This is a genomic window from Streptomyces sp. NPDC004788 (assembly GCF_053601115.1).
This window is the reverse complement of the sequence record NZ_JBSGBF010000117.1, coordinates 1-22,184: the sequence shown is the minus strand read 5'-3', so window position 1 is coordinate 22,184 and position 22,184 is coordinate 1. Positions and strand designations below refer to the sequence as shown.

The 22,184-nt window shown below is 72.8% G+C and carries 19 protein-coding genes; 17 read left to right on the top strand and 2 right to left on the bottom strand.

Features of this window, described 5'->3' with window-relative positions:
- The first annotated feature begins 46 nt into the window (after positions 1 to 46).
- The 6 genes from ACWEJX_RS33305 to ACWEJX_RS33280 all read left to right on the top strand — a co-directional run bounded on the left by ACWEJX_RS33305 (position 47) and on the right by ACWEJX_RS33280 (position 6,428).
- The gene (locus ACWEJX_RS33305) at positions 47 to 1,045 is read left to right on the top strand and encodes an ABC transporter permease (protein ID WP_403791859.1); all 999 of its coding nucleotides are present in this window, start codon (positions 47 to 49) and stop codon (positions 1,043 to 1,045) included.
- On the top strand, positions 1,042 to 2,154 hold the full coding sequence (locus ACWEJX_RS33300) for an ABC transporter ATP-binding protein (protein WP_451611147.1): 1,113 nt from the start codon (positions 1,042 to 1,044) through the stop codon (positions 2,152 to 2,154). The genes ACWEJX_RS33305 and ACWEJX_RS33300 overlap by 4 nt, the downstream gene beginning before the upstream one ends.
- A gap of 23 nt (positions 2,155 to 2,177) precedes the next feature.
- Positions 2,178 to 3,395, top strand: a complete 1,218-nt coding sequence (locus ACWEJX_RS33295; protein ID WP_451611148.1) for an ABC transporter ATP-binding protein — start codon at positions 2,178 to 2,180, stop codon at positions 3,393 to 3,395.
- 80 nt (positions 3,396 to 3,475) lie between these two features.
- Positions 3,476 to 4,180 carry a trimeric intracellular cation channel family protein gene (locus ACWEJX_RS33290; protein WP_451611146.1) on the top strand — a complete coding sequence of 235 codons (705 nt, stop codon included), beginning with the start codon at positions 3,476 to 3,478 and terminating at the stop codon, positions 4,178 to 4,180.
- 26 nt (positions 4,181 to 4,206) lie between these two features.
- A complete protein-coding gene (locus ACWEJX_RS33285; RefSeq protein WP_451611145.1) occupies positions 4,207 to 5,073 on the top strand; it encodes a thioesterase family protein in 867 nt (288 codons plus the stop codon).
- A gap of 191 nt (positions 5,074 to 5,264) precedes the next feature.
- Positions 5,265 to 6,428: a cysteine desulfurase family protein gene (locus ACWEJX_RS33280; protein WP_451611144.1), complete on the top strand. Its 1,164-nt coding sequence runs from the start codon at positions 5,265 to 5,267 to the stop codon at positions 6,426 to 6,428.
- Between the two features lie 178 nt (positions 6,429 to 6,606).
- On the opposite strand, the gene ACWEJX_RS33275 is transcribed toward ACWEJX_RS33280, so the two are convergent.
- Positions 6,607 to 7,422, bottom strand: coding sequence for an N-acetylmuramoyl-L-alanine amidase (locus tag ACWEJX_RS33275; protein WP_451611143.1), 816 nt, complete (start codon positions 7,420 to 7,422; stop codon positions 6,607 to 6,609).
- 76 nt (positions 7,423 to 7,498) lie between these two features.
- Here ACWEJX_RS33275 and mnmA point away from each other — a divergent pair, with 76 nt between their 5' ends.
- A complete protein-coding gene (gene mnmA / locus ACWEJX_RS33270) occupies positions 7,499 to 8,647 on the top strand; it encodes a tRNA 2-thiouridine(34) synthase MnmA (protein WP_451611142.1) in 1,149 nt (382 codons plus the stop codon).
- 89 nt (positions 8,648 to 8,736) lie between these two features.
- Here the strand turns inward: mnmA and ACWEJX_RS33265 are convergent, their stop codons facing one another.
- The gene (locus ACWEJX_RS33265) at positions 8,737 to 9,351 is read right to left on the bottom strand and encodes an alpha/beta fold hydrolase (protein WP_451611141.1); all 615 of its coding nucleotides are present in this window, start codon (positions 9,349 to 9,351) and stop codon (positions 8,737 to 8,739) included.
- 96 nt (positions 9,352 to 9,447) lie between these two features.
- Between ACWEJX_RS33265 and ACWEJX_RS33260 the strand changes: the two genes are divergently transcribed.
- The 10 genes from ACWEJX_RS33260 (at position 9,448) to gatB (ending at position 22,068) form a co-directional block, all read left to right on the top strand.
- Positions 9,448 to 9,990, top strand: a complete 543-nt coding sequence (locus tag ACWEJX_RS33260) for an LOG family protein (RefSeq protein WP_451611140.1) — start codon at positions 9,448 to 9,450, stop codon at positions 9,988 to 9,990.
- Between the two features lie 25 nt (positions 9,991 to 10,015).
- The gene (locus ACWEJX_RS33255) at positions 10,016 to 10,714 is read left to right on the top strand and encodes an SDR family oxidoreductase (RefSeq protein ID WP_451611139.1); all 699 of its coding nucleotides are present in this window, start codon (positions 10,016 to 10,018) and stop codon (positions 10,712 to 10,714) included.
- A 7-nt stretch (positions 10,715 to 10,721) separates the two neighbouring features.
- Positions 10,722 to 12,773 (top strand): tetratricopeptide repeat protein, encoded by a 2,052-nt coding sequence (locus ACWEJX_RS33250; protein WP_451611138.1) that lies wholly within the window; start codon positions 10,722 to 10,724, stop codon positions 12,771 to 12,773.
- Positions 12,770 to 13,783 (top strand): methionine synthase, encoded by a 1,014-nt coding sequence (locus ACWEJX_RS33245; protein ID WP_451611137.1) that lies wholly within the window; start codon positions 12,770 to 12,772, stop codon positions 13,781 to 13,783. Before ACWEJX_RS33250 ends, ACWEJX_RS33245 begins: the two co-directional genes overlap by 4 nt.
- A gap of 32 nt (positions 13,784 to 13,815) precedes the next feature.
- On the top strand, positions 13,816 to 15,993 hold the full coding sequence (ligA, locus tag ACWEJX_RS33240; protein WP_451611136.1) for an NAD-dependent DNA ligase LigA: 2,178 nt from the start codon (positions 13,816 to 13,818) through the stop codon (positions 15,991 to 15,993).
- A 272-nt stretch (positions 15,994 to 16,265) separates the two neighbouring features.
- Positions 16,266 to 18,389 carry a putative bifunctional diguanylate cyclase/phosphodiesterase gene (locus tag ACWEJX_RS33235; RefSeq protein WP_451611135.1) on the top strand — a complete coding sequence of 708 codons (2,124 nt, stop codon included), beginning with the start codon at positions 16,266 to 16,268 and terminating at the stop codon, positions 18,387 to 18,389.
- Positions 18,390 to 18,498: 109 nt separating this feature from the next.
- Positions 18,499 to 18,795, top strand: a complete 297-nt coding sequence (gene gatC / locus ACWEJX_RS33230; RefSeq protein ID WP_010984178.1) for an Asp-tRNA(Asn)/Glu-tRNA(Gln) amidotransferase subunit GatC — start codon at positions 18,499 to 18,501, stop codon at positions 18,793 to 18,795.
- A 7-nt stretch (positions 18,796 to 18,802) separates the two neighbouring features.
- A complete protein-coding gene (gene gatA, locus ACWEJX_RS33225) occupies positions 18,803 to 20,305 on the top strand; it encodes an Asp-tRNA(Asn)/Glu-tRNA(Gln) amidotransferase subunit GatA (protein ID WP_451611134.1) in 1,503 nt (500 codons plus the stop codon).
- Positions 20,306 to 20,361: 56 nt separating this feature from the next.
- On the top strand, positions 20,362 to 20,541 hold the full coding sequence (locus ACWEJX_RS33220) for a hypothetical protein (RefSeq protein ID WP_403792557.1): 180 nt from the start codon (positions 20,362 to 20,364) through the stop codon (positions 20,539 to 20,541).
- A 15-nt stretch (positions 20,542 to 20,556) separates the two neighbouring features.
- On the top strand, positions 20,557 to 22,068 hold the full coding sequence (gene gatB, locus ACWEJX_RS33215; RefSeq protein ID WP_451611133.1) for an Asp-tRNA(Asn)/Glu-tRNA(Gln) amidotransferase subunit GatB: 1,512 nt from the start codon (positions 20,557 to 20,559) through the stop codon (positions 22,066 to 22,068).
- Positions 22,069 to 22,184: the final 116 nt, after the last annotated feature.

Here is a 22,184-nt window from a genome sequence, read left to right as displayed (position 1 = left end):
GCCGGGGGATCCGATCGGATCCCCCGGCCGCCGACCGGCCGACCGCATGCTTGCATACATAATCCGACGGCTCTTCGCCGTCGTCGTGATGCTGCTCGTCGTCACCCTGGTGACGCTCAGCATCTTCTTCCTCATCCCCAAGATGACCGGCAGCGATCCTGCCGCGATGTTCGTCGGCAAGCAGGCGGATCCGGCCTCCATCGAGGGCATCCGGCAGAAGCTGGGCCTCGGTGACCCGATCCTGGTGCAGTTCTGGCACTTCGTCTCGGGCATCTTCGTCGGCCGCGACTACGTCGGCGGCGGCGACTCCATCCACTGCGCGGCGCCCTGCTTCGGCTACTCGTTCCGCACCGACCAGGACGTGTCGTCGATGCTGGTCGACGCCTTCCCCGTGACCCTCTCCATGGTCATCGGCGCCGCCGTGCTGTGGCTGGTCATGGGCGTGGCCACCGGTGTCGTCTCCGCGCTCAAGCGGGGCACGATCATCGACCGGGCCGCGATGATCACGGCGCTCGCCGGTGTCTCGCTCCCCATCTTCTTCACCGCCATGCTGGCGATGCTCGTCTTCCGCACCCAGCTGGGCTGGCTCGACGCCACGTACGTGCCGATCACCGAGTCCGTCGGCGGCTGGTTCTCCGGCCTGCTGCTGCCCTGGGTGACGCTCGCCTTCCTGTACGCGGCGATGTACGCGCGGCTCACCCGCGCCACCATGCTGGAGGTCCTGGGCGAGGACTACATCCGCACCGCCCGCGCCAAGGGCCTCCCGGAGCCGGTCGTGCTCGGCAAGCACGCCATGCGCTCCACCATGACCCCGATCCTGACCATCTTCGGCATGGACCTCGGCGCCCTCGTCGGCGGCGCGATCCTCACCGAGACCGCGTTCAACCTCAAGGGCCTCGGCGGCCTCGCCATCAAGGGCGTGAGCGAGCGCGACCTGCCGATCATCCTGGCGGTCACCCTCATCACCGCCGCCTGTGTCGTCCTCGCGAACCTCGTGGTCGACCTGCTGTACGCCGTGATCGACCCCCGAGTGAGGCTCGCATGACCGACAAGCTCACCAAGACCGGCGCTGCCGTGGGAGAGCCGGTCGCCTCCGCCGGGAACGCCCCTTCGGACGCCTTCCTCGACGTCCGCGACCTGAGGATCCACTTCCCGACCGACGACGGCCTGGTCAAGTCCGTCGACGGCCTCACCTTCCAGCTGGAGAAGGGCAAGACCCTCGGCATCGTCGGCGAGTCCGGCTCCGGCAAGTCGGTCACCTCGCTCGGCATCATGGGCCTGCACACCGTCGGCCAGTACGGCCGGCAGAAGGCCCGCATCTCCGGCGAGATCTGGCTGAACGGGCGCGAGCTGCTCTCCGCGAACCCGGACGAGGTCCGCCGGATGCGCGGCCGCGAGATGGCGATGATCTTCCAGGACCCGCTGTCCGCGATGCACCCGTACTACACGGTCGGCAACCAGATCGTGGAGGCGTACCGCGTCCACCACGACGTCGACAAGAAGACGGCGAAGAAGCGGGCCGTCGAACTCCTCGACCGGGTCGGCATCCCCGAGCCGGCCAAGCGCTTCGACAACTACCCGCACGAGTTCTCCGGCGGCATGCGCCAGCGCGCGATGATCGCGATGGCGCTGGTCAACAACCCCGAGCTGCTCATCGCGGACGAGCCGACCACCGCGCTCGACGTCACCGTCCAGGCCCAGATCCTCGACCTGATCCGGGACCTGCAGAAGGAGTTCGGCTCCGCGGTCATCATCATCACGCACGACCTCGGCGTGGTCGCCGAGATCGCCGACGACATCCTCGTGATGTACGGCGGCCGGTGCGTGGAGCGCGGCACGGCCGAGGACGTCTTCTACACGCCGAAGCACCCCTACACCTGGGGCCTGCTCGGCTCCATGCCGCGCATCGACCGCGAGCAGACCGACCGGCTCATCCCGGTCAAGGGCAACCCGCCCAGCCTCATCAACGTCCCCAGCGGCTGCGCCTTCAACCCGCGCTGCCCGTACGCGGACGTGCCCAAGGACGGCATCACCCGGACCGTACGCCCCGAGCTGACGGAGTCCCAGGACGGTAGCCGGCACTTCTCCGCCTGCCACATGTCGCAGGAGGAGCGGACCCGGATCTGGACCGAAGAGATTGCGCCGAAGCTGTGAGCGACACCAAGGCCGTGAGTGACATGGAACCCCTGCTGAAGGTGACGGGCCTGCAGAAGCACTTCCCCATCAGGAAGGGCCTGCTGCAGCGCCAGACCGGCGCGGTCAAGGCGGTCGACGGGATCGACTTCGAGGTCTACCCCGGTGAGACCCTCGGCGTCGTCGGCGAGTCCGGCTGCGGCAAGTCGACGATGGGCCGGCTGATCACCCGGCTCCTCGAACCGACCGACGGCCGGATCGAGTTCGAGGGCACGGACATCTCCCACCTCGGGGTGGCGAAGATGCGTCCGCTGCGCCGCGACATCCAGATGATCTTCCAGGACCCGTACGGCTCGCTGAACCCGCGCCACACGGTCGGCACGATCATCTCGGCCCCCTTCCACCTCCAGGGCGTCGTGCCCGAGGGCGGGGTGAAGAAGGAGGTCCAGCGGCTGCTCGGGCTCGTCGGCCTCAACCCGGAGCACTACAACCGCTACCCGCACGAGTTCTCCGGCGGCCAGCGCCAGCGCATCGGCATCGCCCGCGCGCTCGCCCTCAAGCCGAAGCTCGTGGTCGCGGACGAGCCCGTCTCCGCCCTGGACGTCTCCATCCAGGCGCAGGTGGTCAACCTCCTGGACGACCTCCAGGAGGAGCTGGGCCTCACGTACGTGATCATCGCGCACGACCTGTCGGTCATCCGGCACGTCTCCGACCGCATCGCGGTCATGTACCTGGGCAAGGTCGTCGAGCTCGCCGACCGCAAGTCCCTGTACGAGTCGCCGATGCACCCGTACACCCGCGCGCTGATGTCCGCGGTCCCGATCCCGGACCCGCGCCGCCGGGGCCAGAAGACCGACCGCATCCTGCTGACCGGTGACGTCCCGTCCCCGATCGCCCCGCCGGCCGGCTGCCGCTTCCACACCCGCTGCTGGAAGGCGACCGAGGTCTGCAAGACCCAGGAGCCCCCGCTCCTGGAGCTCCGCCCGGGCCAGCGCGTGGCGTGCCACCACCCGGAGAACGCGGACGGCGTGACGGTGCCGGCGGCGCGCGAGTCGGTGGAGGTCACGATCACGAAGAAGCCGGAGCCCGAGCCCGAGGCCCCGGTGGAGGAGCCGACGGAGCCCGCCGCGACGGAGGACGCCGTGACGGAGGACGCCGCGACGGAGGCCGTGACGGAGGACGCCCCGGCGGAGGCTGTGACGGAGGGCGCCCCGGCGGAGGCCGCGGCGGAGAAGGCGCCGGAGAAGTCTCCCGAGGCGTGAGTTCGGGTGAGGCCCCCGCCGCATCGCGCGGCGGGGGCCTCACGTCGTGGCGCACCCGGAACAACCGGGACAATGGGGCGGTGCTCCACGATCTGTTCAACCCGTCCGTCCAACACGCCCTGGACCTCGTCGGCATCTTCGTCTTCGCGATCTCCGGCGCCCTGCTCGCCGTCCGCAAGAACTTCGACGTCTTCGGCATCGCCGTCCTCGCCGAGGTCACGGCCCTCGGCGGCGGCCTCTTCCGCGACCTGATCATCGGCGCCGTACCCCCGGCGGCCTTCACCGATCTCGGCTACTTCCTGATGCCGCTGGTCGCGACCGTGCTGGTGTTCTTCCTCCACCCCGAGGTCGAGCGCACCCAGACCGCCGTCAACGTCTTCGACGCGGCCGGTCTGGGCCTGTTCTGCGTGACCGGCACGACCAAGGCGTACGACTACGGGCTCGGCCTCACCTCCTCCGCCGCGCTCGGCCTCGCCACGGCCGTCGGCGGCGGTGTGCTGCGCGACGTCCTGGCCAACGAGGTGCCGTCGCTGCTCCGCTGGGACCGCGACCTCTACGCGGTGCCGGCGATCGTGGGCGCGACGATCGTGGTGCTCGCCATCCGCTTCGACGTGCTCAACGCGTACACGAGCGGCGCGGCGGTGCTCACCGCGTTCGTGCTGCGGCTGCTCGCCATGCGCTATCACTGGAGGGCGCCACGGGCGTGGAACCGGCGGTCGAGCGCGAGCGAGGAGCCGGAGACGGGCATCGGATCCGGAGCCGGAGCCGGAAAAGCTACCGCTTAGTAGCTAAATCCTGTACGGTCTCCGGTATGAGCACGAGCAGCATCGAGACGACGGCCGGGACCCCGGCCGGGACGGCGAGCGAGTTCGACCGCGACACCGCCGTCATCCTCCGCGAGCCCGGCGTCTACGACGCCGAGCTGTCCGCCGGCTGGACGATCATCCACGCCGTCAACGGCGGCTACCTCCTGGCCCTCCTCGGCCGCGCGCTCGGCGACCACCTGCCGCACCCGGACCCGTTCACGATCTCGGCGCACTACCTGACGCCGTCCGTGCCGGGCCCCGCGGTCATCCGCACCGAGACCGTCCGCACCGGCCGCACGCTCTCCACCGGCCAGGCCTCCCTCTTCCAGTACGCGGAGGACGGCACCGAGGTCGAGCGCATCCGCGTGCTCGCCTCGTACGGCGACCTCGACGCGCTCCCGGACGACGTCCGCACCACCGCGACGCCGCCCGCGTTCGCCCCGATCGACCAGTGCCTCGGCGCCTCCGACGGCCCGACCCCGCAGATCCCGGGCTCCTCCGCCATCGCCGACCGCCTGGACCTCCGGCTCGATCCGGCGACGGTCGGCTGGGCCGTCGGCGCGCCCTCGGGCAAGGGCGAGATGCGCGGCTGGTTCGGCCTCGCGGACGGCCGCGAACCCGACGCGCTCTCCCTGCTGCTGACGGTCGACGCCCTGCCGCCGACCTCCTTCGAGCTCGGCCTCAAGGGCTGGACCCCCACCGTCGAACTCACCACCCACATCCGCTGCCGCCCCGCCCCGGGCCCCCTCCGCGTCTCCATCACCACCCGCAACCTCGCGGGCGGCTTCCTGGAGGAGGACGCCGAGGTCTGGGACTCCGCGGACCGGCTGGTCGCCCAGTCGAGGCAGCTGGCCCGGGCACCGCGAGGCTGACGGACGGGCCGGGACACCCACCCGCTGCGGCTCACCCTGGTGGTGCAGACCTCACCCCGGTGCCCGGGCCGGCTGTCGGAGCCGCCGTCGCTGATCGCCGGGCCGGGAACCCTCCCCGGCCCCCGCCTCCACCGGTAGGAACCGGCCAGGCGCTCGCCCTCCGCGGCCCGCCTCGTAGAATCGTTGCCACCATGGCATACCTCGACCACGCCGCGACCACGCCCATGCTCCCCGAGGCGATCGAGGCGATGACCGCCCAGCTCGCCGTCACGGGCAACGCCTCCTCGCTGCACGCCGCCGGCCGGCGCGCCCGGCGGACCGTCGAGGAGGCCCGCGAGACGCTCGCGGGCGCGCTCGGCGCGCGGCCCAGCGAAGTCGTGTTCACCTCGGGCGGCACCGAGGCGGACAACCTCGCCGTGAAGGGCCTGTACTGGGCCCGCCGCGCCGCCGACCCGCGCCGTGTCCGGGTCCTCGCCAGCCCCGTGGAGCACCACGCGGTCCTCGACGCCGTCGACTGGCTGGCCACCCATGAGGGCGCCACCGTCGAGTACCTGCCCGTCGACACGTACGGCCGCGTGCACCCCGAGGCCCTGCGCGAGGCCATCGCCCGCGACCCCGACTCGGTCGCCCTCGCCACCGTCATGTGGGCCAACAACGAGATCGGCACCGTCATGCCGGTCCGCGAACTCGCCGACGTCGCCGCCGAGTTCGGCGTACCGCTGCACGCCGACGCCGTCCAGGCGTTCGGCCAGGTCCCGGTCGGCTTCGCCGACTCCGGCCTCGCCGCGATGACCGTCTCCGGCCACAAGATCGGCGGCCCGTACGGCATCGGCGCGCTGCTCCTCGGCCGCGAGTACACCCCCGTCCCCGTCCTGCACGGCGGCGGCCAGGAGCGCCACGTCCGCTCCGGCACCCTCGACGTGCCCGCCGTCGCCGCGTTCGCCGTCGCGGGCCGGATGGCGGACGAGGGCCGCGAGGAGTTCGCCCGTACGGTCGGCTCGCTGCGTGACGAACTCGTCGCCGCCGTCCGCACCGCCGTCCCCGACGCGATCCTCGGCGGCGACCCGGTCGACCGGCTCCCCGCCAACGCGCACTTCAGCTTCCCCGGCTGCGAGGGCGACTCGCTGCTGCTGCTCCTCGACGCAGCCGGCATCGAGTGCTCCACCGGCTCCGCCTGCACCGCCGGCATCGCCCAGCCCAGCCACGTGCTGCTCGCCACCGGCGCCGACCCCGACCTGGCCCGCGGCACGCTGCGCTTCAGCCTCGGCCACACCTCCACCAAGGAGGACGTGGCGGCGGTCGCGGAGGCGATCGGCCCGGCGGTGGAGCGGGCGCGAACAGCCGGCCTCAGCTGACGGGCGGCCGCGGTTGACGGGCGGTTTCGGTTGACGGGCGGCCTCGGCCGACCGGCGGCCTCAGCTGACGGGTGGCCTGGCCGACCGCTGTCCTCGGCTGATCGGCGGCCTCCGCCGACCGCCAACCTCGGCCGACCGCCAACCTCGGCCGACCGGCGGCCTCGCCCGACCGCCGGCCTCAGCCGACCGGCGGCAGCTTCGCGCGCTCCTTCTTCACGAGCGCCATGTACCGGGGCCAGTCCCAGTGCGGCCCCGGGTCCGTGTGGTCCGTGCCTGGCACCTCCACGTGCCCGATGATGTGCTCCCGGTCCACGGGTATCCCGTACCGCGCGCATATGTCCGCCGTGAGCCGGGCCGAGGCCGCGTACATCGCCGGCGTGAAGTCCTGCGGCCGGTCGACGAAGCCCTCGTGCTCGATGCCGATGCTGCGCTCGTTCATGTCCCGGTTCCCGGCGTGGAAGGCCACGTCGAGCTCCCGGATCATCTGCGCGATGTGCCCGTCCTTGCGGACCACGTAGTGCGCGGCGGCCCCGTGCCCCGGGTCCTTGAAGACCCGCAGCGCGGAGGCGTAGCTGCCCTGGACGACATGGATCACGATTCGGTCGATCACGTAGTCGTCGGGGCGGTCGGCGCGCCGCCAGTTGTAGCGGGACGCCGCCGTCCACTCGGCGCCCTTGTGGTCGAGGACGCCCTCTTCCCGCTTGCGCTCGACGCCGGGCAGCCGCCAGTAGAGGCGGGCCAGCTCGTCGCGGGCGAGCGCGACGGTGCCGACGACGGCGACCGTGCCGCCGAGCAGGAAGGCCCGCCGTCCGGGCCCGCCCTTCTTGGCGGACGCCTTCGCCCCGCCCTTGCCCCCGGCACGGCCCTTGCCCGCGGCCCCGCCGCCGCCCCCGCTCTTGCTCCCGCCCCCGCTTTTGCTCCCGCTCTTCCTCGCGGGCGCCTTCGCCCCGCTCCTGTTCCCGGCCCCGCCCTTGCCCTGCCCCTGGTTCCCCATGTGAGCGAGAACGCTCACTCCCACGACCACGGTTCCCCGGCCTGCACCCCGACCGGCCCCGTACCCTGGTAGGGCTATGACTCAGACCCCGCCGCAGCGCCCCCTCGACCGCCCCCTCCGGGTCCTCGCCGCCATGTCCGGCGGAGTGGACTCCGCCGTCGCCGCCGCCCGCGCCGCCGAGGCGGGCCACGACGTCACCGGCGTGCACCTGGCCCTCTCCGCCAACCCGCAGTCCTTCCGTACCGGAGCGCGGGGCTGCTGCACCATCGAGGACTCGCGCGACGCCCGGCGGGCCGCCGACGTCATCGGCATCCCGTTCTACGTGTGGGACCTGGCCGAGCGGTTCCGCGAGGACGTCGTCGACGACTTCGTCGCCGAGTACGAGGCGGGCCGCACGCCCAACCCGTGCCTGCGCTGCAACGAGAAGATCAAGTTCGCCGCGCTCCTCGACAAGGCGCTCGCCCTCGGCTTCGACGCCGTCTGCACCGGCCACTACGCCACCGTCGTGCTGCGCGAGGACGGCACCCGCGAGCTGCACCGGGCCTCCGACATGGCCAAGGACCAGTCGTACGTGCTCGGGGTGCTCGACGAGAAGCAGCTCGCCCACGCCATGTTCCCGCTCGGCGACACCGTCACCACCAAGGACGAGATCCGGGCCGAGGCGGAGCGACGCGGCCTCGCTGTCGCCAAGAAGCCCGACAGCCACGACATCTGCTTCATCGCGGACGGCGACACCCAGGGCTTCCTCGCCAAGCACCTGGGCACGGCGGAGGGCGACATCGTCGACGAGTCCGGTACGAAGGTGGGCAGCCACACCGGCGCCTACGGCTTCACCATCGGCCAGCGCAAGGGCCTGCGCATCGGGCACCCGGCGCCGGACGGCAAGCCGCGCTACGTCCTCGACATCTCGCCGGTGAACAACACCGTCACCGTCGGCCCCGCCGAGGCCCTCGACGTCACCGCCCTCACCGCGATCAGGCCCCGCTGGTGCGGCACCGCCCCCGAGGGCCCCGGCCGCTACACCGCCCAGCTCCGCGCCCACGGCGACGAGACGCCGGTCAGCGCGGCGATGGAGGACGGCGAGCTGAAGGTCACCTTCGACGAGCCCGTCCGCGGCGTGGCCCCCGGCCAGGCGATCGTGCTCTACGACGGCACGCGGGTGGTCGGCTCGGCGACGATCGCGACGACGGTACGACGGACGGCCGAGGCGGCCACGAACGCCTGACGCCCGGTCAGCCGCCCGGTAAGCCGCGCGGCCGGCCGCCCTCCCCGGTCCGCCGCGCGGTCAGCCGCCCGGTCGGCCGCCCTCCCCGCTCAGCCGCCCGCCGGCTCCTCCGCGTAGAAGTCGGCCAGGACCGGGGCGAGTACGTGCGGGGACACCTCGTGCGTCTGGCCGGTCAGCGTGCGGTGCCGGCCGCGCGGGACGGCCGCCGCGACCGTACGGGCCGCCCGCCGCGTCCAGGACGGGCTCGCGCCGCCGTCGACCACGAGGACGCGCGCGGGCACCCGGCACAGCTGCGCCTCGGTCCCGTCGCCGTACACCGGCTCGTACACCGACACCGGCCCGACCGGCACCCCGGCCGCCGCCGCGGCCAGGGCGAGCGCCCCGCCGGACGCCGTGCCGTGCACCGCCGCCGTACCCACCGCGCCCGCGCCCACCGCCTCGACGAGCGCCGCCAGATCGGCGATCTCCCGCTCCACCTGACCGGCCCCGGGTCCGGACCGCCTCTCGTACGCCACGACCGGGAACCGGCGCGCCAGCAGCCCGGCGAGCACGCAGTGGCTCCCGTCCGCCCCGCCCACCAGGATCAGCGGCGGCCCGTCCACGTCCCCCACCCCGTCCCCGTACCGCTCGTACGCGATCCGCGTCCCGTCCTGCGCCCTGACCAGGCCCCTGGCCCGGCACGGTCTGGTCCTCACCTCGTCCATGGCAGGGCAGACCGGCGCCGCGCCCGGAACTCATCGCTCCCGGCGGAACTTCCCGGAAAAACCTGGATGTCGGTGCCGGCCCGTACCGTGGAGTGCGTGAACATCTGCGTCTTCCTCTCCGCGGCCGACCTCGACGACCGCTACACCGTCCCCGCCCGCGACTTCGCCAACCGCCTCGGCAAGGCGGGCCACACCCTGGTCTGGGGCGGCTCCGACACGGGTCTGATGAAGGTCGTCGCGGACGGCGTCGAAGAGGCCGGCGGGCGACTGGTCGGCGTCTCCGTCGACTTCCTCGCGGCCAAGGCCCGCCCGGTCGCCGACCAGATGGTCTTCGCCAAGGACCTCGCCGAGCGCAAGGCCCTGCTCCTCGCCAAGTCCGACGCGATCGTCGTCATGGTCGGCGGCACCGGCACCCTCGACGAGGCCACCGAGATCCTGGAACTGAAGAAGCACGGCAAGCACACCAAGCCCGTCGTCCTCCTCAACACGGCAGGCTTCTACGACGGCCTCAAGACCCAGTTCCGTCGCATGGACGAGGAGGGCTTCCTCCCGATACCCCTCACCGACCTCGTCTTCTTCGCGGAGGACGGGGCGGCGGCACTGGCGTACCTGGAGGAGACGGTCGCCTCCCGCGGCTGACGGGAGTCACGTCGATGATGCGAGCATGGGGGCCATGGCTACACATGTGATCACCGGAGCCGGCTCCGGCATCGGCGCCGCCGTCGCGCGGCGGCTGCACGCGCGCGGGGACGAGCTCGTGCTGCACGCGCGGAACGCGGCGCGGGCCAAGGAGCTGGCGGGCGAGTTTCCCGGGGCGCGGACGCTGGTGGGGGACCTGGCGGATCCCGACCGGCTGTCGTGGGCGTTCTCGCACCAGACCCTGCCCGAGCGGGTGGACACGCTGCTGCACATCGCCGGGGTCGTCGACCTCGGGCCGGTCGGGGAGCTGACGCCGAAGACGTGGCACCACCAGCTCAACGTCAACCTGGTCGCGCCGGCCGAGCTGACCCGGCACTTCCTGCCGCTGCTGCGGGTCTCCAAGGGCCATGTGCTGTTCGTGAACTCGGGCGCCGGGCTCAACGCGCACGCCGAGTGGGGCGCGTACGCCGCCTCCAAGCACGGCCTGAAGGCGCTCGCCGACTCGCTGCGGCACGAGGAGCACGCCAACGGAGTGCGGGTGACGTCGGTGTACCCGGGGCGGACGGCCAGCCCCATGCAGGCGAAGGTGCACCAGCAGGAGGGCAAGGAGTACGACCCCGAGCGCTGGATCGACCCGGAGTCGGTGGCGACGACCATCGTCATGGCGATCGACCTGCCGCGGGACGCCGAGGTCAACGACCTGACCGTGCGCCCGGGACGCTGAGCGCCGCATGACGGGGGCGGGGCCGGGGGTCGGCAATTCCATCACCGGTGGGACGCAGGGGAGCGTCGTCCAGGCCGGGCACATCGAGCACCTCGTCGTGCACCAGGCCCCGCCCCCCGCCGACGAGGTGACCGTCGCCCCGCCCTTCGGGCGGCGCGGCACCCCGCTGCGGGGACGCGGGGAGCTCATCGCCCGGCTGTGCTCCGCCTCCGGGACACAGGTGCTGTACGGGCTCGGCGGCGTCGGCAAGACCAGCCTCGCCCTGGAGGTCGCCGACGTCCTCGCGCGGGACGGCGCGCCCGTGTGGTGGGTGGCCGCGCAGGACTCCGGACGGCTCGCGGGCGGGCTGCGCGCGGTGGCCCGCCGGGTCGGCGTCCGCGAGGACGAACTGGCGAGCGGCCAGACCGCCGATCTCCTGTGGGAACGGCTCGCCGCCCTGCCCGGCCCCTGGCTCCTCGTCCTCGACAACGCCGACGACCTGGCGTTGCTCGACGGCCCGGGTTCCCTCGCCGCCGGTACGGGCTGGGTCCGCGCGCCCGACGGTATGGCCGGCCTCGTCCTCGTCACCACCCGCGACGGCGACCCGGCCGCCTGGGGCACCGGCCCCGTACTCCACCCGCTCGGCGCGCTGCCGGGCGACGAGGGCGCCCGCGCCCTGACGGACCGGGCGGGGGAGGCGGCCGGACCCGCGACGGACGCCGAGTCCCTTTCCGTACGCCTCGGAGGGCTGCCGCTCGCCCTCGACAGCGCGGGGCGCTACCTGGCCTCGGTCGCCGAACGCCCCGCGTTCCTGCGGGCAGCCGGCGAGCCCGCCACGTACGGCGCCTATCTCGCCGCGCTGGGCGCCGGGGACGTCACCGTGGACGGCGACGGCACCCTCGCCCGGATTTGGGCCATGTCCCTCCGCCTCCTCCACGACCGCGGCCACGTCCACGCGGAGGACGTCCTGCGCCTCCTCGCCGGCTTCGCCGACGCGCCCGTACCGCTGCGGGTCTTCGCGCCGGAACGGATCGCGATTCCGCCGGGGGAGCTGTGGGCCTGCCTGCAGGCGCTGGACCGGCTGGGGCTCGCCGCTCTGCGGACGGACGGGGAGCCGGTGGTGACGGTGCATCCGCTGGTGCGGGACGCGTACCGGGGCCAGCGGGAGGCGCTGTCGGCGGCGCTCGCGCGGGAGATCGAGGCGCCGGAGAAGCGCGGGGCGCTGTGGCCCCTGCTCGTGCCGCACTTGCTGGACGGGCTCGGGCCCGGCACCCCGGCGGAGGTCTGGGAGGCGGCAGTCCTGGCCGTGCGGTCGCTCGCCGTCCAGGGGCTGGTCAGGGGCGCGGCCGGCGCCGGGCACGCCGTACGGGACGGGGCCGCACTCGACCTGACGGGCAGTCATCCCGTGACTCGGGAGGCCCGTCTCCAGCACGGGCGGAACCTGCTGTCCCTCAGTGGCGGCGGACCCGCCCTCGCGGTGCTCGACCCGCTGGCCGACGAGTGCGCGCGTGAGCTCGGACCGGACGAACCCTTCACCCTCCAGGTGCGTCACGAGCGGGCCATCGCCCGCTCGCTGTGCGGCGACCTCGAAGCCGCCCGCGCGGAGAACGCCGAGGTCCTCCGGTCCTGGCTGCGCGTGCTCGGGCCTGACCACGAGCAGACCTTGCAAACCCGCCACAACCTCGCCATGAGCCTCGCCGTCCTCGGCCGGACGCAGGAGGCCCTCGCCGAGCTGGAGACCGTCCTCGAAGCGGAGACGAGGGTTCATGGCCCGGAGCACCCCGACACACTCACCAGCCGGGAGAACCGGGCCTGTCTGCTCAGGAACGCCGGTGACCCCGACGCGGCGCGCCCCGAGTTCGAGGCCGTCGCCGAGGCCCGGCACCGGCTGCTCGGGCCCGACCACCCCAACACCCTGACCGCCCGCTTCAACCTCGCCACCGTCCTCGACCCCGCCTCCGCCGTCCCCGAACTCACCGCCGTCCTCGACGCCCGCACCCGCGTCCTCGGCCCCGACCACCCGGTCACCCTCGCCACCCGCGCCACCCTGGAGCGCACGGCACGTACGCTTCCCGCGTGAGCGAGAAGAACGATTTTCCCTGGGCCGCCGCCACCGGCGTCGGCTCCCTGCCCGGCACCGACGCCCGTGAAGCCGCCAAGACCGTCACCGGGTCCTTCGAGGACTTCCCGTTCCTCGCCGAACTGCCCGCCCGCGGGCCCGGCGCGGACATGATCGGGCGGACCACGGGGCTGCTCGCGGAGGTGTACGCGCACGTGGAGCCGAGCGGGTGGCGGATCAGCGACCGGCCGGGGCGGGACACCCGGCGGGCCCGGTCCTGGCTGGGCGAGGACCTGGACGCCCTGGAGGAGTTCACGCAGGGGTACGAGGGCGCGCTGAAGGTGCAGGCGGTGGGGCCGTGGACGCTCGCCGCGGCGCTCGAACTGCACGGCGGAGAGGCGGCGCTGTCGGACGCCGGGGCCTGCCGGGACCTGGCCGCGTCGCTCGCGGAGGGGCTGAACGGGCACCTGGCCGACGTGCGCAAGCGGGTGCCGGGGGCCAGGGTCGTGCTCCAGCTCGACGAGCCCTCGCTGACCGCCGTGCTCCTGGGCCGCGTCCGTACCGCCAGCGGCTACCGCACCCACCGGGCCGTCGACCGGCAGGTCGTGGAGGCGGCGCTGCGGGACGTGATCGCCGTGCACGACGGACCCGTCGTCGTGCACTCGTGCGCGCCGGGGGTGCCGTTCGCCCTGCTGCGGCGGGCCGGGGCGGCGGGCGTGTCGTTCGACTTCTCGCTCCTCACCGAGCGTGACGAGGAGCCGATCGGGGAGGCGGTGGAGGCCGGGACCAAGCTCTTCGCCGGTGTGGTGCCGTCCACGGACCCGGCGTCGGGGGCATTGTCAGACCCGGGCGGTAGCGTCATGGGTGTCAGGACGCTGTGGCGCAGGCTGGGGCTGAATCCGGGGACTCTCGCCGAGTCCGTGGTGGTCACCCCGACCTGCGGTCTCGCGGGTGCCACGCCGGGATACGCCCGCAAGGCGCTCGCGCACTGCGTCCGGGCGGCGAGATCGCTCGCGGACAACCCAGAGTGACCGGGGTCGTAAGCACGGGAGGACGGACGAAGGTGGCAGTCGAACAGGGGGCCCCCGCCGAGGCGCGGGAGAAGCACGCCGAGCTGGCGGAGCAGGTCGAGGAGCACCGCTTCCGGTACTACGTGAAGGACCAGCCGGTCATCAGCGACGCGGAGTTCGACAAGCTCCTGCGCGCCCTGGAGGCGCTGGAGGAGCAGTATCCGGAGCTGCGCACGCCCGACTCGCCGACCCAGAAGGTCGCCGGGTCGTACGAGACGGACTTCGGGTCCGTGCAGCACCGGGAGCGGATGCTGTCGTTGGACAACGCGTTCGACGACGAGGAGCTGGCCGCCTGGGCCGAGCGGATCGCCAAGGACGTCGGCACGGGCGACTACCACTTCCTGTGCGAGCTGAAGGTCGACGGCCTGGCCGTGAACCTCACGTACGAGAAGGGGCGGCTGACCCGCGCGGCGACCCGTGGCGACGGCCGCACCGGCGAGGACATCACGCCGAACGTGCGGACGATCGCGGACATCCCGGACCGGCTGCACGGCGAGCGCGTCCCGGACCTGGTGGAGATCCGCGGCGAGGTCTACTTCCCGATGGAGGCCTTCGAGGGGCTGAACGCACGCCTGGTGGAGGCCGGCGACAAGCCCTTCGCCAATCCGCGCAACGCGGCGGCGGGCTCGCTGCGGCAGAAGGACCCCAAGGTGACGGCGACCCGGCCGCTGCACATGGTGGTGCACGGGATCGGCGCCCGGGACGGCCTGGAGATCGCCCGCCTCTCGGACGCGTACGGGCTGCTGCACGAGTGGGGACTGCCCACCGCCCGGCACAACAAGGTCGTCTCGTCCCTCGCAGAGGTCCGCGAGTTCATCGCGTACTTCGGCGAGAACCGGCACTCCGTCGAGCACGAGATCGACGGCGTCGTCGTCAAGCTCGACGAGATCCCGCTCCAGGGCAGGCTCGGCTCCACGGCCCGCGCCCCGCGCTGGGCCATCGCGTGGAAGTACGCGCCGGAGGAGGTCAACACCAAGCTGGTCGACATCAAGGTCGGCGTCGGCCGCACCGGGCGCGTCACGCCGTACGCGCAGGTGGAGCCGGTGACGGTGGCCGGCTCCGAGGTCGAGTTCGCCACCCTGCACAACCAGGACGTGGTGAAGGCCAAGGGCGTGCTGATCGGCGACACCGTGGTGCTGCGCAAGGCCGGTGACGTCATCCCGGAGATCCTCGGCCCGGTCGCGGACCTGCGGGACGGCACCGAGCGCGAGTTCGTGATGCCGGCCGAGTGCCCCGAGTGCGGCACGCCGCTGAAGCCGATGAAGGAGGGCGACATCGACCTGCGCTGCCCCAACGCGCAGTCGTGCCCCGCCCAGCTGCGCGAGCGGCTGTTCTTCCTGGCCGGCCGCCAGTGCCTCGACATCGAGAACTTCGGCATGGTCGCGGCGGCGGCGCTCACCCGCCCGCTGGAGCCGGCCGAGCCGCCGATCGTCGACGAGGGCGATCTGTTCGACCTGACGATCGAGCAGCTGCTGCCGATCAGGGCGTACGTCCTGGACCCGGACAGCGGGCTGCCCAAGCGGGATCCGAAGACCGGCGAGGAGAAGATCGTCTCCGTCTTCGCCAACCAGAAGGGCGAGCCGAAGAAGAACGCCCTGGCCATGCTGGCGAACATCGAGGCGGCCAAGACGCGGCCGCTGGCCCGGTTCATCAACGGCCTGTCGATCCGTCACGTCGGCCCGGTCGCGGCCGAGGCGCTGGCCCGCGAGTTCCGCTCCCTGGAGCGGATCGAACAGGCGACGGAGGAGGAGCTGGCCGCGGTCGACGGCGTGGGCGGGATCATCGCCGCCGCCGTGAAGCAGTGGTTCGCCGAGGAGTGGCACCGCGAGATCGTGCGCAAGTGGCGCGCGGCCGGGGTGAGCTTCGAGGACGAGGGCGCCGGTGAGGAGCAGGGGCCGCGGCCACTTGACGGACTGACCGTCGTCGTCACCGGCACCCTGCAGAACTACACCAGGGATGGCGCAAAAGAATCGCTCCAGGCCCAAGGTGCGAAGGTGACGGGTTCCGTTTCGAAGAAGACGGCCTTCGTGGTCGTCGGCGACAACCCGGGATCCAAGTACGACAAGGCGATGCAGCTGAAGGTTCCGGTTCTCGACGAGGACGGGTTCGTCGTGCTGCTCGAACAAGGTCCCGAAGCCGCTCAGGAGGCCGCGCTGCCCGTCCCGGAGTAGCCGACGGGCCCGTCGGCGGCGAGCCGGGACGGGCGGCCGCCGGGGCAGCCGTCCGGCGGCCCCGACGGGCCCTGAAAGCTCACCCGTTCGGCGCATACCAGATCGTTACGGGTGGCCGGGTCGCATTCGGGCAAGAGATGGAGAGCGCTGCCCGTAGCGGCCCTCCGCGGCCTAGTGTGGTGACCGTGCGTCCGCCGCGCACGGCCGTGCGAGGGACACTGCCGGCGTGTGCGGGAGCGGGACGCGCACTACCCCCTGTGAGAGGGACGGGAATGAAACCGACCGAGAGCGCCGCCCCGGTCGCACGGCCCCAGGGCCGAGCGGCCTTCGTGGGCATCACCTCAGGGCTCCCCGGAGCCCTGCTGGGCATCGCCGCCGTCGCACTCACCGCCGGGCTCTACCATGCGCTGAGCACCGGCCAGGCCCTCTTCCCCGGCGGCGCCCCCGGCTGGTCGCTCGCCGTCCTCACCGGCCTCATCGTCGGCCATCTGGTCGCGCTCGGCCGCGACCGCTGGTGGGGCGGCACCGGCTCCGGCGCCGCCCTCACCCTGGCCGTCCTGCTCCTCTACGGCTGGGTGCCGGCCTGCCTGGTCTCGCTCGTCGTCGTCGTGCTCGTCGCCGCCGCCCGCCGGCACCGCTGGCGCCAGGGCCTGCTGCACGGCGCCGTCGATGTCATCGGCACCGGTGCCGCCGCCCTCGTCCTCGCCACCTTCGGGTCCGCCCCGACCGTCGAACGGCCCTGGCAACCCCTCGACTGGGGGATCGGCGCCGTACCGGAAGTGGCGCTCGCCGCCGTCGCCTACCTCGTGGCGACCCGGATGCTGCTGTGGTACGCACTCGCGCCCCAGGGCGGCGGACTGCCCACGGCCGCCCGCAGCGCCCTGCTCCGCCAGGGCCTGGTCGCCGTCGCGCTGCTCGCCATCGCCCCGCTGATCTGCGTCGTCGCCGCCTCCCGGCCGCCGCTGCTGCCGCTCTTCGCGGTCCCGCTCATCGCCCTCGACTCCACCCTGTGGATCGCCCGCGCCCGCGCCGAGGAGCAGCTGCGCGACCCGCTCACCGGGCTGCCCAACCGCCAGTGGCTCCTGGAGCGCACCTGGACCGCCCTGGAGGAGGCCGAGGGCGAGGGCCTGCGCTCCGCCCTCGTGCTGATCGACCTGGACCGCTTCCGCTCGGTCAACGACACCCTCGGGCACCTCGCCGGCGACCGGCTGCTGCTCCAGATCGCCGAACGGCTGCGGCTCGCCCTGCCCCGCGGCGCCGAGGCCGCCCGGCTCGGCGGCGACGAGTTCGCCGTGCTGCTGCCCACCGCCGACTCCACCACCAGCGCCCAGCGGGTCGCCCGCCACCTCGTCGCCGAGCTCTCCTCGCCGCTCGACCTGGACGGGCTCACCCTCGTCCTGGAGGCCAGCGCCGGCGTCGCCGTCTTCCCCGAGCACGCCCTCGACGCCGAGGGCCTGCTGCGCCGCGCCGACGTGGCCATGTACCAGGCCAAGCGGGACCGCACCGGCGTCGAGGTGTACGAGTCCAAGCGCGACTCCAACACCCCCGACCGGCTCGGACTCCTCGGCGACCTGCGGCGGGCCCTCGACGCCGGCGAGGTCGAGCTGCACTACCAGCCCAAGGTCCGTTTCGACGGCCAGGTCGCCGGCCTGGAGGCCCTGGTCCGCTGGGTCCACCCGGAGCGCGGCAAGGTCCCGCCGGACGAGTTCATCGCCATCGCCGAGTCCTCCGGCCTGATGCCCCACCTCACCGAGTACGTCCTGGAGACCGCCCTCGCCCAGGTGGCCCGCTGGCGCGCCCAGGGCCTCCTCGTGCCCGTCGCCGTCAACGTCTCGCCGCGCGACGTCCACACCCCCGGCTTCGCCGGCGCCGTCGCCGCCCGGCTCGCCCGGCACGGCGTCCCGGCCGGCTCGCTCCAGCTGGAGATAACGGAGCACGTCCTCCTGGAGGACCCGCAGCGGGCCGCCGACACCATGGCCGGCCTCACCGGGCACGGCGTCAAGATGTCCCTCGACGACTTCGGCACCGGCTACTCCTCCCTGGTGCACCTGCGCCGCCTCCCGGTGAGCGAACTGAAGATCGACCGCTCCTTCGTCGCCCGGCTCGCCGTCGACACCGAGGACGCCGAGATCGTCCGCTGCACCGTCGACCTCGCCCACTCCCTCGGCCTGCTCGTGGTCGCCGAGGGCGTCGAGGACGACGAGACCTGGGAGCGCCTGCGCGACCTGGGCTGCGACGCCGTCCAGGGCTGGCTGGTGGCCGCCGCCATGCCGCCCGCCGAGACCACCGCCTGGCTGCGCGCCCGCGGGGAGCACGGCTGGCGCCGTCCCTCGGAGATCGCGGCGAGCGCGCCGATCGTGGACGTCGAGCACCCTTCCGGACACGTCGTCCAGTAGCCGCGAACCCCCACCTCCGACCGTCCGGGCGGCAAACCGTTTCACGGGCAGCGGTGCGGGCCCCATAGGATTGGGCCAACACCAACAAACTCACCCCGTGAGGATCCGCATGCCTGGCATCACGCGCGAGGAGGTCGCACACCTCGCACGGCTGGCGCGTCTGGAGCTCAAGGCCGAAGAGCTCGACCACTTCGCCGGACAGCTCGACGACATCATCGGCGCGGTCGCCCGCGTCTCCGAGGTCGCCGACCAAGACGTACCGCCGACCTCCCACCCGCTGCCGCTGACCAATGTCATGCGCGCGGACGAGGTCCGTCCGTCGCTCACCCCCGAGCAGGCGCTCTCCGGCGCCCCGGCCCAGGAGCAGCAGCGTTTCAAGGTGCCGCAGATCCTGGGGGAGGACTAAGAACGTCATGACGGACAACAGCACCATCATCAAGCTCACCGCCGCCGAGATCGCGGCGAAGATCGCCTCCGGCGAGCTCACCGCCGTCCAGGTCGCCGAGGCCCACCTCGCGCGCATCGAGGCCGTCGACGAGAAGGTCCACGCCTTCCTGCACGTCGACCGCGAGGGTGCCCTCGCCCAGGCCCGCGCCGTGGACGAGAAGCGCGCCCGGGGCGAGAAGCTCGGCCCGCTGGCCGGTGTGCCGCTGGCGCTCAAGGACATCTTCACGACCCAGGGCGTGCCCACGACGGTCGGCTCGAAGATGCTCGAGGGCTGGCTCCCGCCGTACGACGCGACCCTGGTCAAGAAGCTCAAGGCCGCCGACGTGGTCATCTTGGGCAAGACCAACATGGACGAGTTCGCCATGGGCTCCTCCACCGAGAACAGCGCCTACGGCCCGACCGGCAACCCGTGGGACCTGACCCGCATCCCGGGTGGCTCCGGCGGCGGCTCCTCGGCCGCGCTCGCCGCGTACCAGGCCCCGCTCGCCATCGGCACGGACACCGGCGGTTCGATCCGCCAGCCCGCCGCCGTCACCGGCACCGTCGGCGTCAAGCCGACCTACGGCGCGGTCTCCCGCTACGGCATGGTGGCCTTCTCCTCCTCGCTCGACCAGGGCGGCCCCTGCGCCCGTACGGTGCTCGACGCGGCCCTGCTGCACGAGGCGATCGCCGGCCACGACCCGCTCGACTCGACCTCCATCGACCTGCCGGTCCCGCCGGTGGTCGAGGCCGCCCGCAACGGCTCGGTCGCCGGGATGCGCGTCGGCGTCGTCAAGCAGTTCCGCGGCGAGGGCTACCAGGCCGGCGTGATGCAGCGCTTCGACGAGTCCGTCGAGCTGCTCAAGTCGCTCGGCGCCGAGATCGTCGAGGTGGACTGCCCGTCCTTCGACCTCGCGCTCTCCGCGTACTACCTGATCGCGCCGTCCGAGTGCTCCTCCAACCTGGCCCGCTTCGACGGTCTGCGCTACGGCCTGCGCACCGGCGACGACGGCACCCGGTCGGCCGAGGACGTCACCGCGCTCACCCGCGAGGCCGGTTTCGGCCCCGAGGTCAAGCGCCGCATCATCCTCGGTACGTACGCGCTGAGCTCGGGCTACTACGACGCGTGGTTCGGCTCGGCCCAGAAGGTCCGCACCCTCATCACCCGCGAGTTCGAGAAGGCCTTCGAGCAGGTCGACGTGATCGTCTCCCCGACGACGCCGACCACCGCCTTCCCGATCGGCGAGCGCGCCGACGACCCGATGGCGATGTACCTCGCGGACCTGTGCACCATCCCGACCAACCTGGCCGGCAACTCCGCCATGTCGCTGCCCTGCGGCCTGGCGCCGGAGGACGGTCTGCCGGTCGGCCTGCAGATCATCGCCCCCGCCATGAAGGACGACCGGCTCTACAAGGTCGGTGCCGCCGTCGAGGCCGCCTTCGTGGAAAAGTGGGGCCACCCGCTGCTTGAGGAGGCTCCGTCGCTGTGAGTGCACTGCAGAAGGCCAAGGGCTTCAAGAAGTCCCGGACCGGCACGTACCTGTCCATGGGCACCACCGCCTTCGGCGCCGTGAGCGTGCTGAAGCAGGTCAAGAAGGCCCGCACCGAGCACGACACGCTGCAGCTGATCGACGCCGTCGTGTCCGCCGCCGCCATCGTCACCGGCCTCGCGATCCTGTACCGCGAGCTGAAGCGTCTCGGCGACGACGACGTCCTGATGGGCTGAGAGGGAAGTTCCACCGTGACTGTCACTGAACTGCTGTCGTACGAGGCGGCGCTCGCCGAGTACGACCCCGTCATGGGCCTTGAGGTCCATGTCGAGCTGGGCACCAAGACGAAGATGTTCTGCGGCTGCTCGACCGAGCTCGGCCAGGACGCCAACGCCCAGACCTGCCCGACCTGCCTCGGCCTGCCCGGCGCCCTGCCGGTCGTCAACGCCGTCGGCGTCGAGTCGGCCATCAAGATCGGCCTCGCGCTGAACTGCGAGATCGCCGAGTGGTGCCGCTTCGCCCGGAAGAACTACTTCTATCCGGACATGCCGAAGAACTTCCAGACCTCCCAGTACGACGAGCCGATCGCCTTCAACGGCTATCTGGACGTCCAGCTGGAGGACGGCGAGATCTTCCGCGTGGAGATCGAGCGCGCCCACATGGAGGAGGACACCGGCAAGTCCACCCACATCGGTGGCGCGACCGGCCGCATCCACGGCGCCTCGCACTCGCTGCTCGACTACAACCGGGCCGGCATCCCGCTGATCGAGATCGTCACCAAGCCGATCGTCGGCGCGGGTGAGCGGGCCCCGGAGGTCGCCAAGGCGTACGTGGCCGAGCTGCGCGAGCTGATCCGTGCCCTGGGCGTCTCCGAGGCGCGCATGGACAAGGGCCAGATGCGCTGCGACGTCAACCTGTCGCTGATGAAGAAGGGCGCGCCCGAGTTCGGCACGCGCTCGGAGACGAAGAACGTCAACTCGCTGCGCTCCGTGGAGCGGGCGGCGCGCTTCGAGATCCAGCGGCACGCGGCGATCCTGGAGGCCGGCGGCTCGGTCGTGCAGGAGACCCGTCACTTCCACGAGGACGACGGCAGCACCACCTCCGGCCGCATCAAGGACAACGCCGAGGACTACCGCTACTTCCCCGAGCCGGACCTGGTGCCGGTGGCCCCCTCCCGCGAGTGGGTCGAGGAACTGCGCAAGGGCCTGCCCGAGCTGCCGCGCGTGCGCCGCAACCGGCTGCGCGAGGAGTGGGGCGTGTCCGAGCTGGACATGCAGTCCATTCTCAACGCGGGCGCGGTCGACGCGATCGTCGCCACGATCGAGGCGGGCGCCGACGCGGCCTCGGCCCGCAAGTGGTGGATGGGCGAGCTGGCCCGTAACGCCAACGAGAAGGGCGTCTCCCTGGAGGAGCTCCCGATCACCCCGGCGGACGTCGCCCGCGTGTCGGCCCTGGTCGCCTCCGGTGACCTCAACGACAAGCTGGCCCGTCAGGTCATCGAGGGCGTCCTCGCCGGCGAGGGCACCCCGGACGAGGTCGTCGAGAAGCGCGGTCTGAAGGTCGTCTCCGACGACAGCGCGCTCGGCGCGGCCGTCGACGAGGCCATCGCGGGCAACGCGGCCATCGCCGACAAGATCCGCGGCGGCAAGGTCGCCGCGGTCGGCGCCCTGGTCGGCGCGGTCATGAAGGCCACGCGTGGCCAGGCCGACGCGGCGAGGGTCAAGGACCTGATCCTGGAGAAGCTGGGCGTCAGCGAGGGCTGATCCCGGCCCCGTACGGCTCAGTGGGCGCGGGGCCCGCCCCCCGGGGGGGCCCCCCCGCGGCGCCCCACGCCGCCGGGGGGCCGCCCCACCTCGGCGACGACGAGACCCACGGGCAC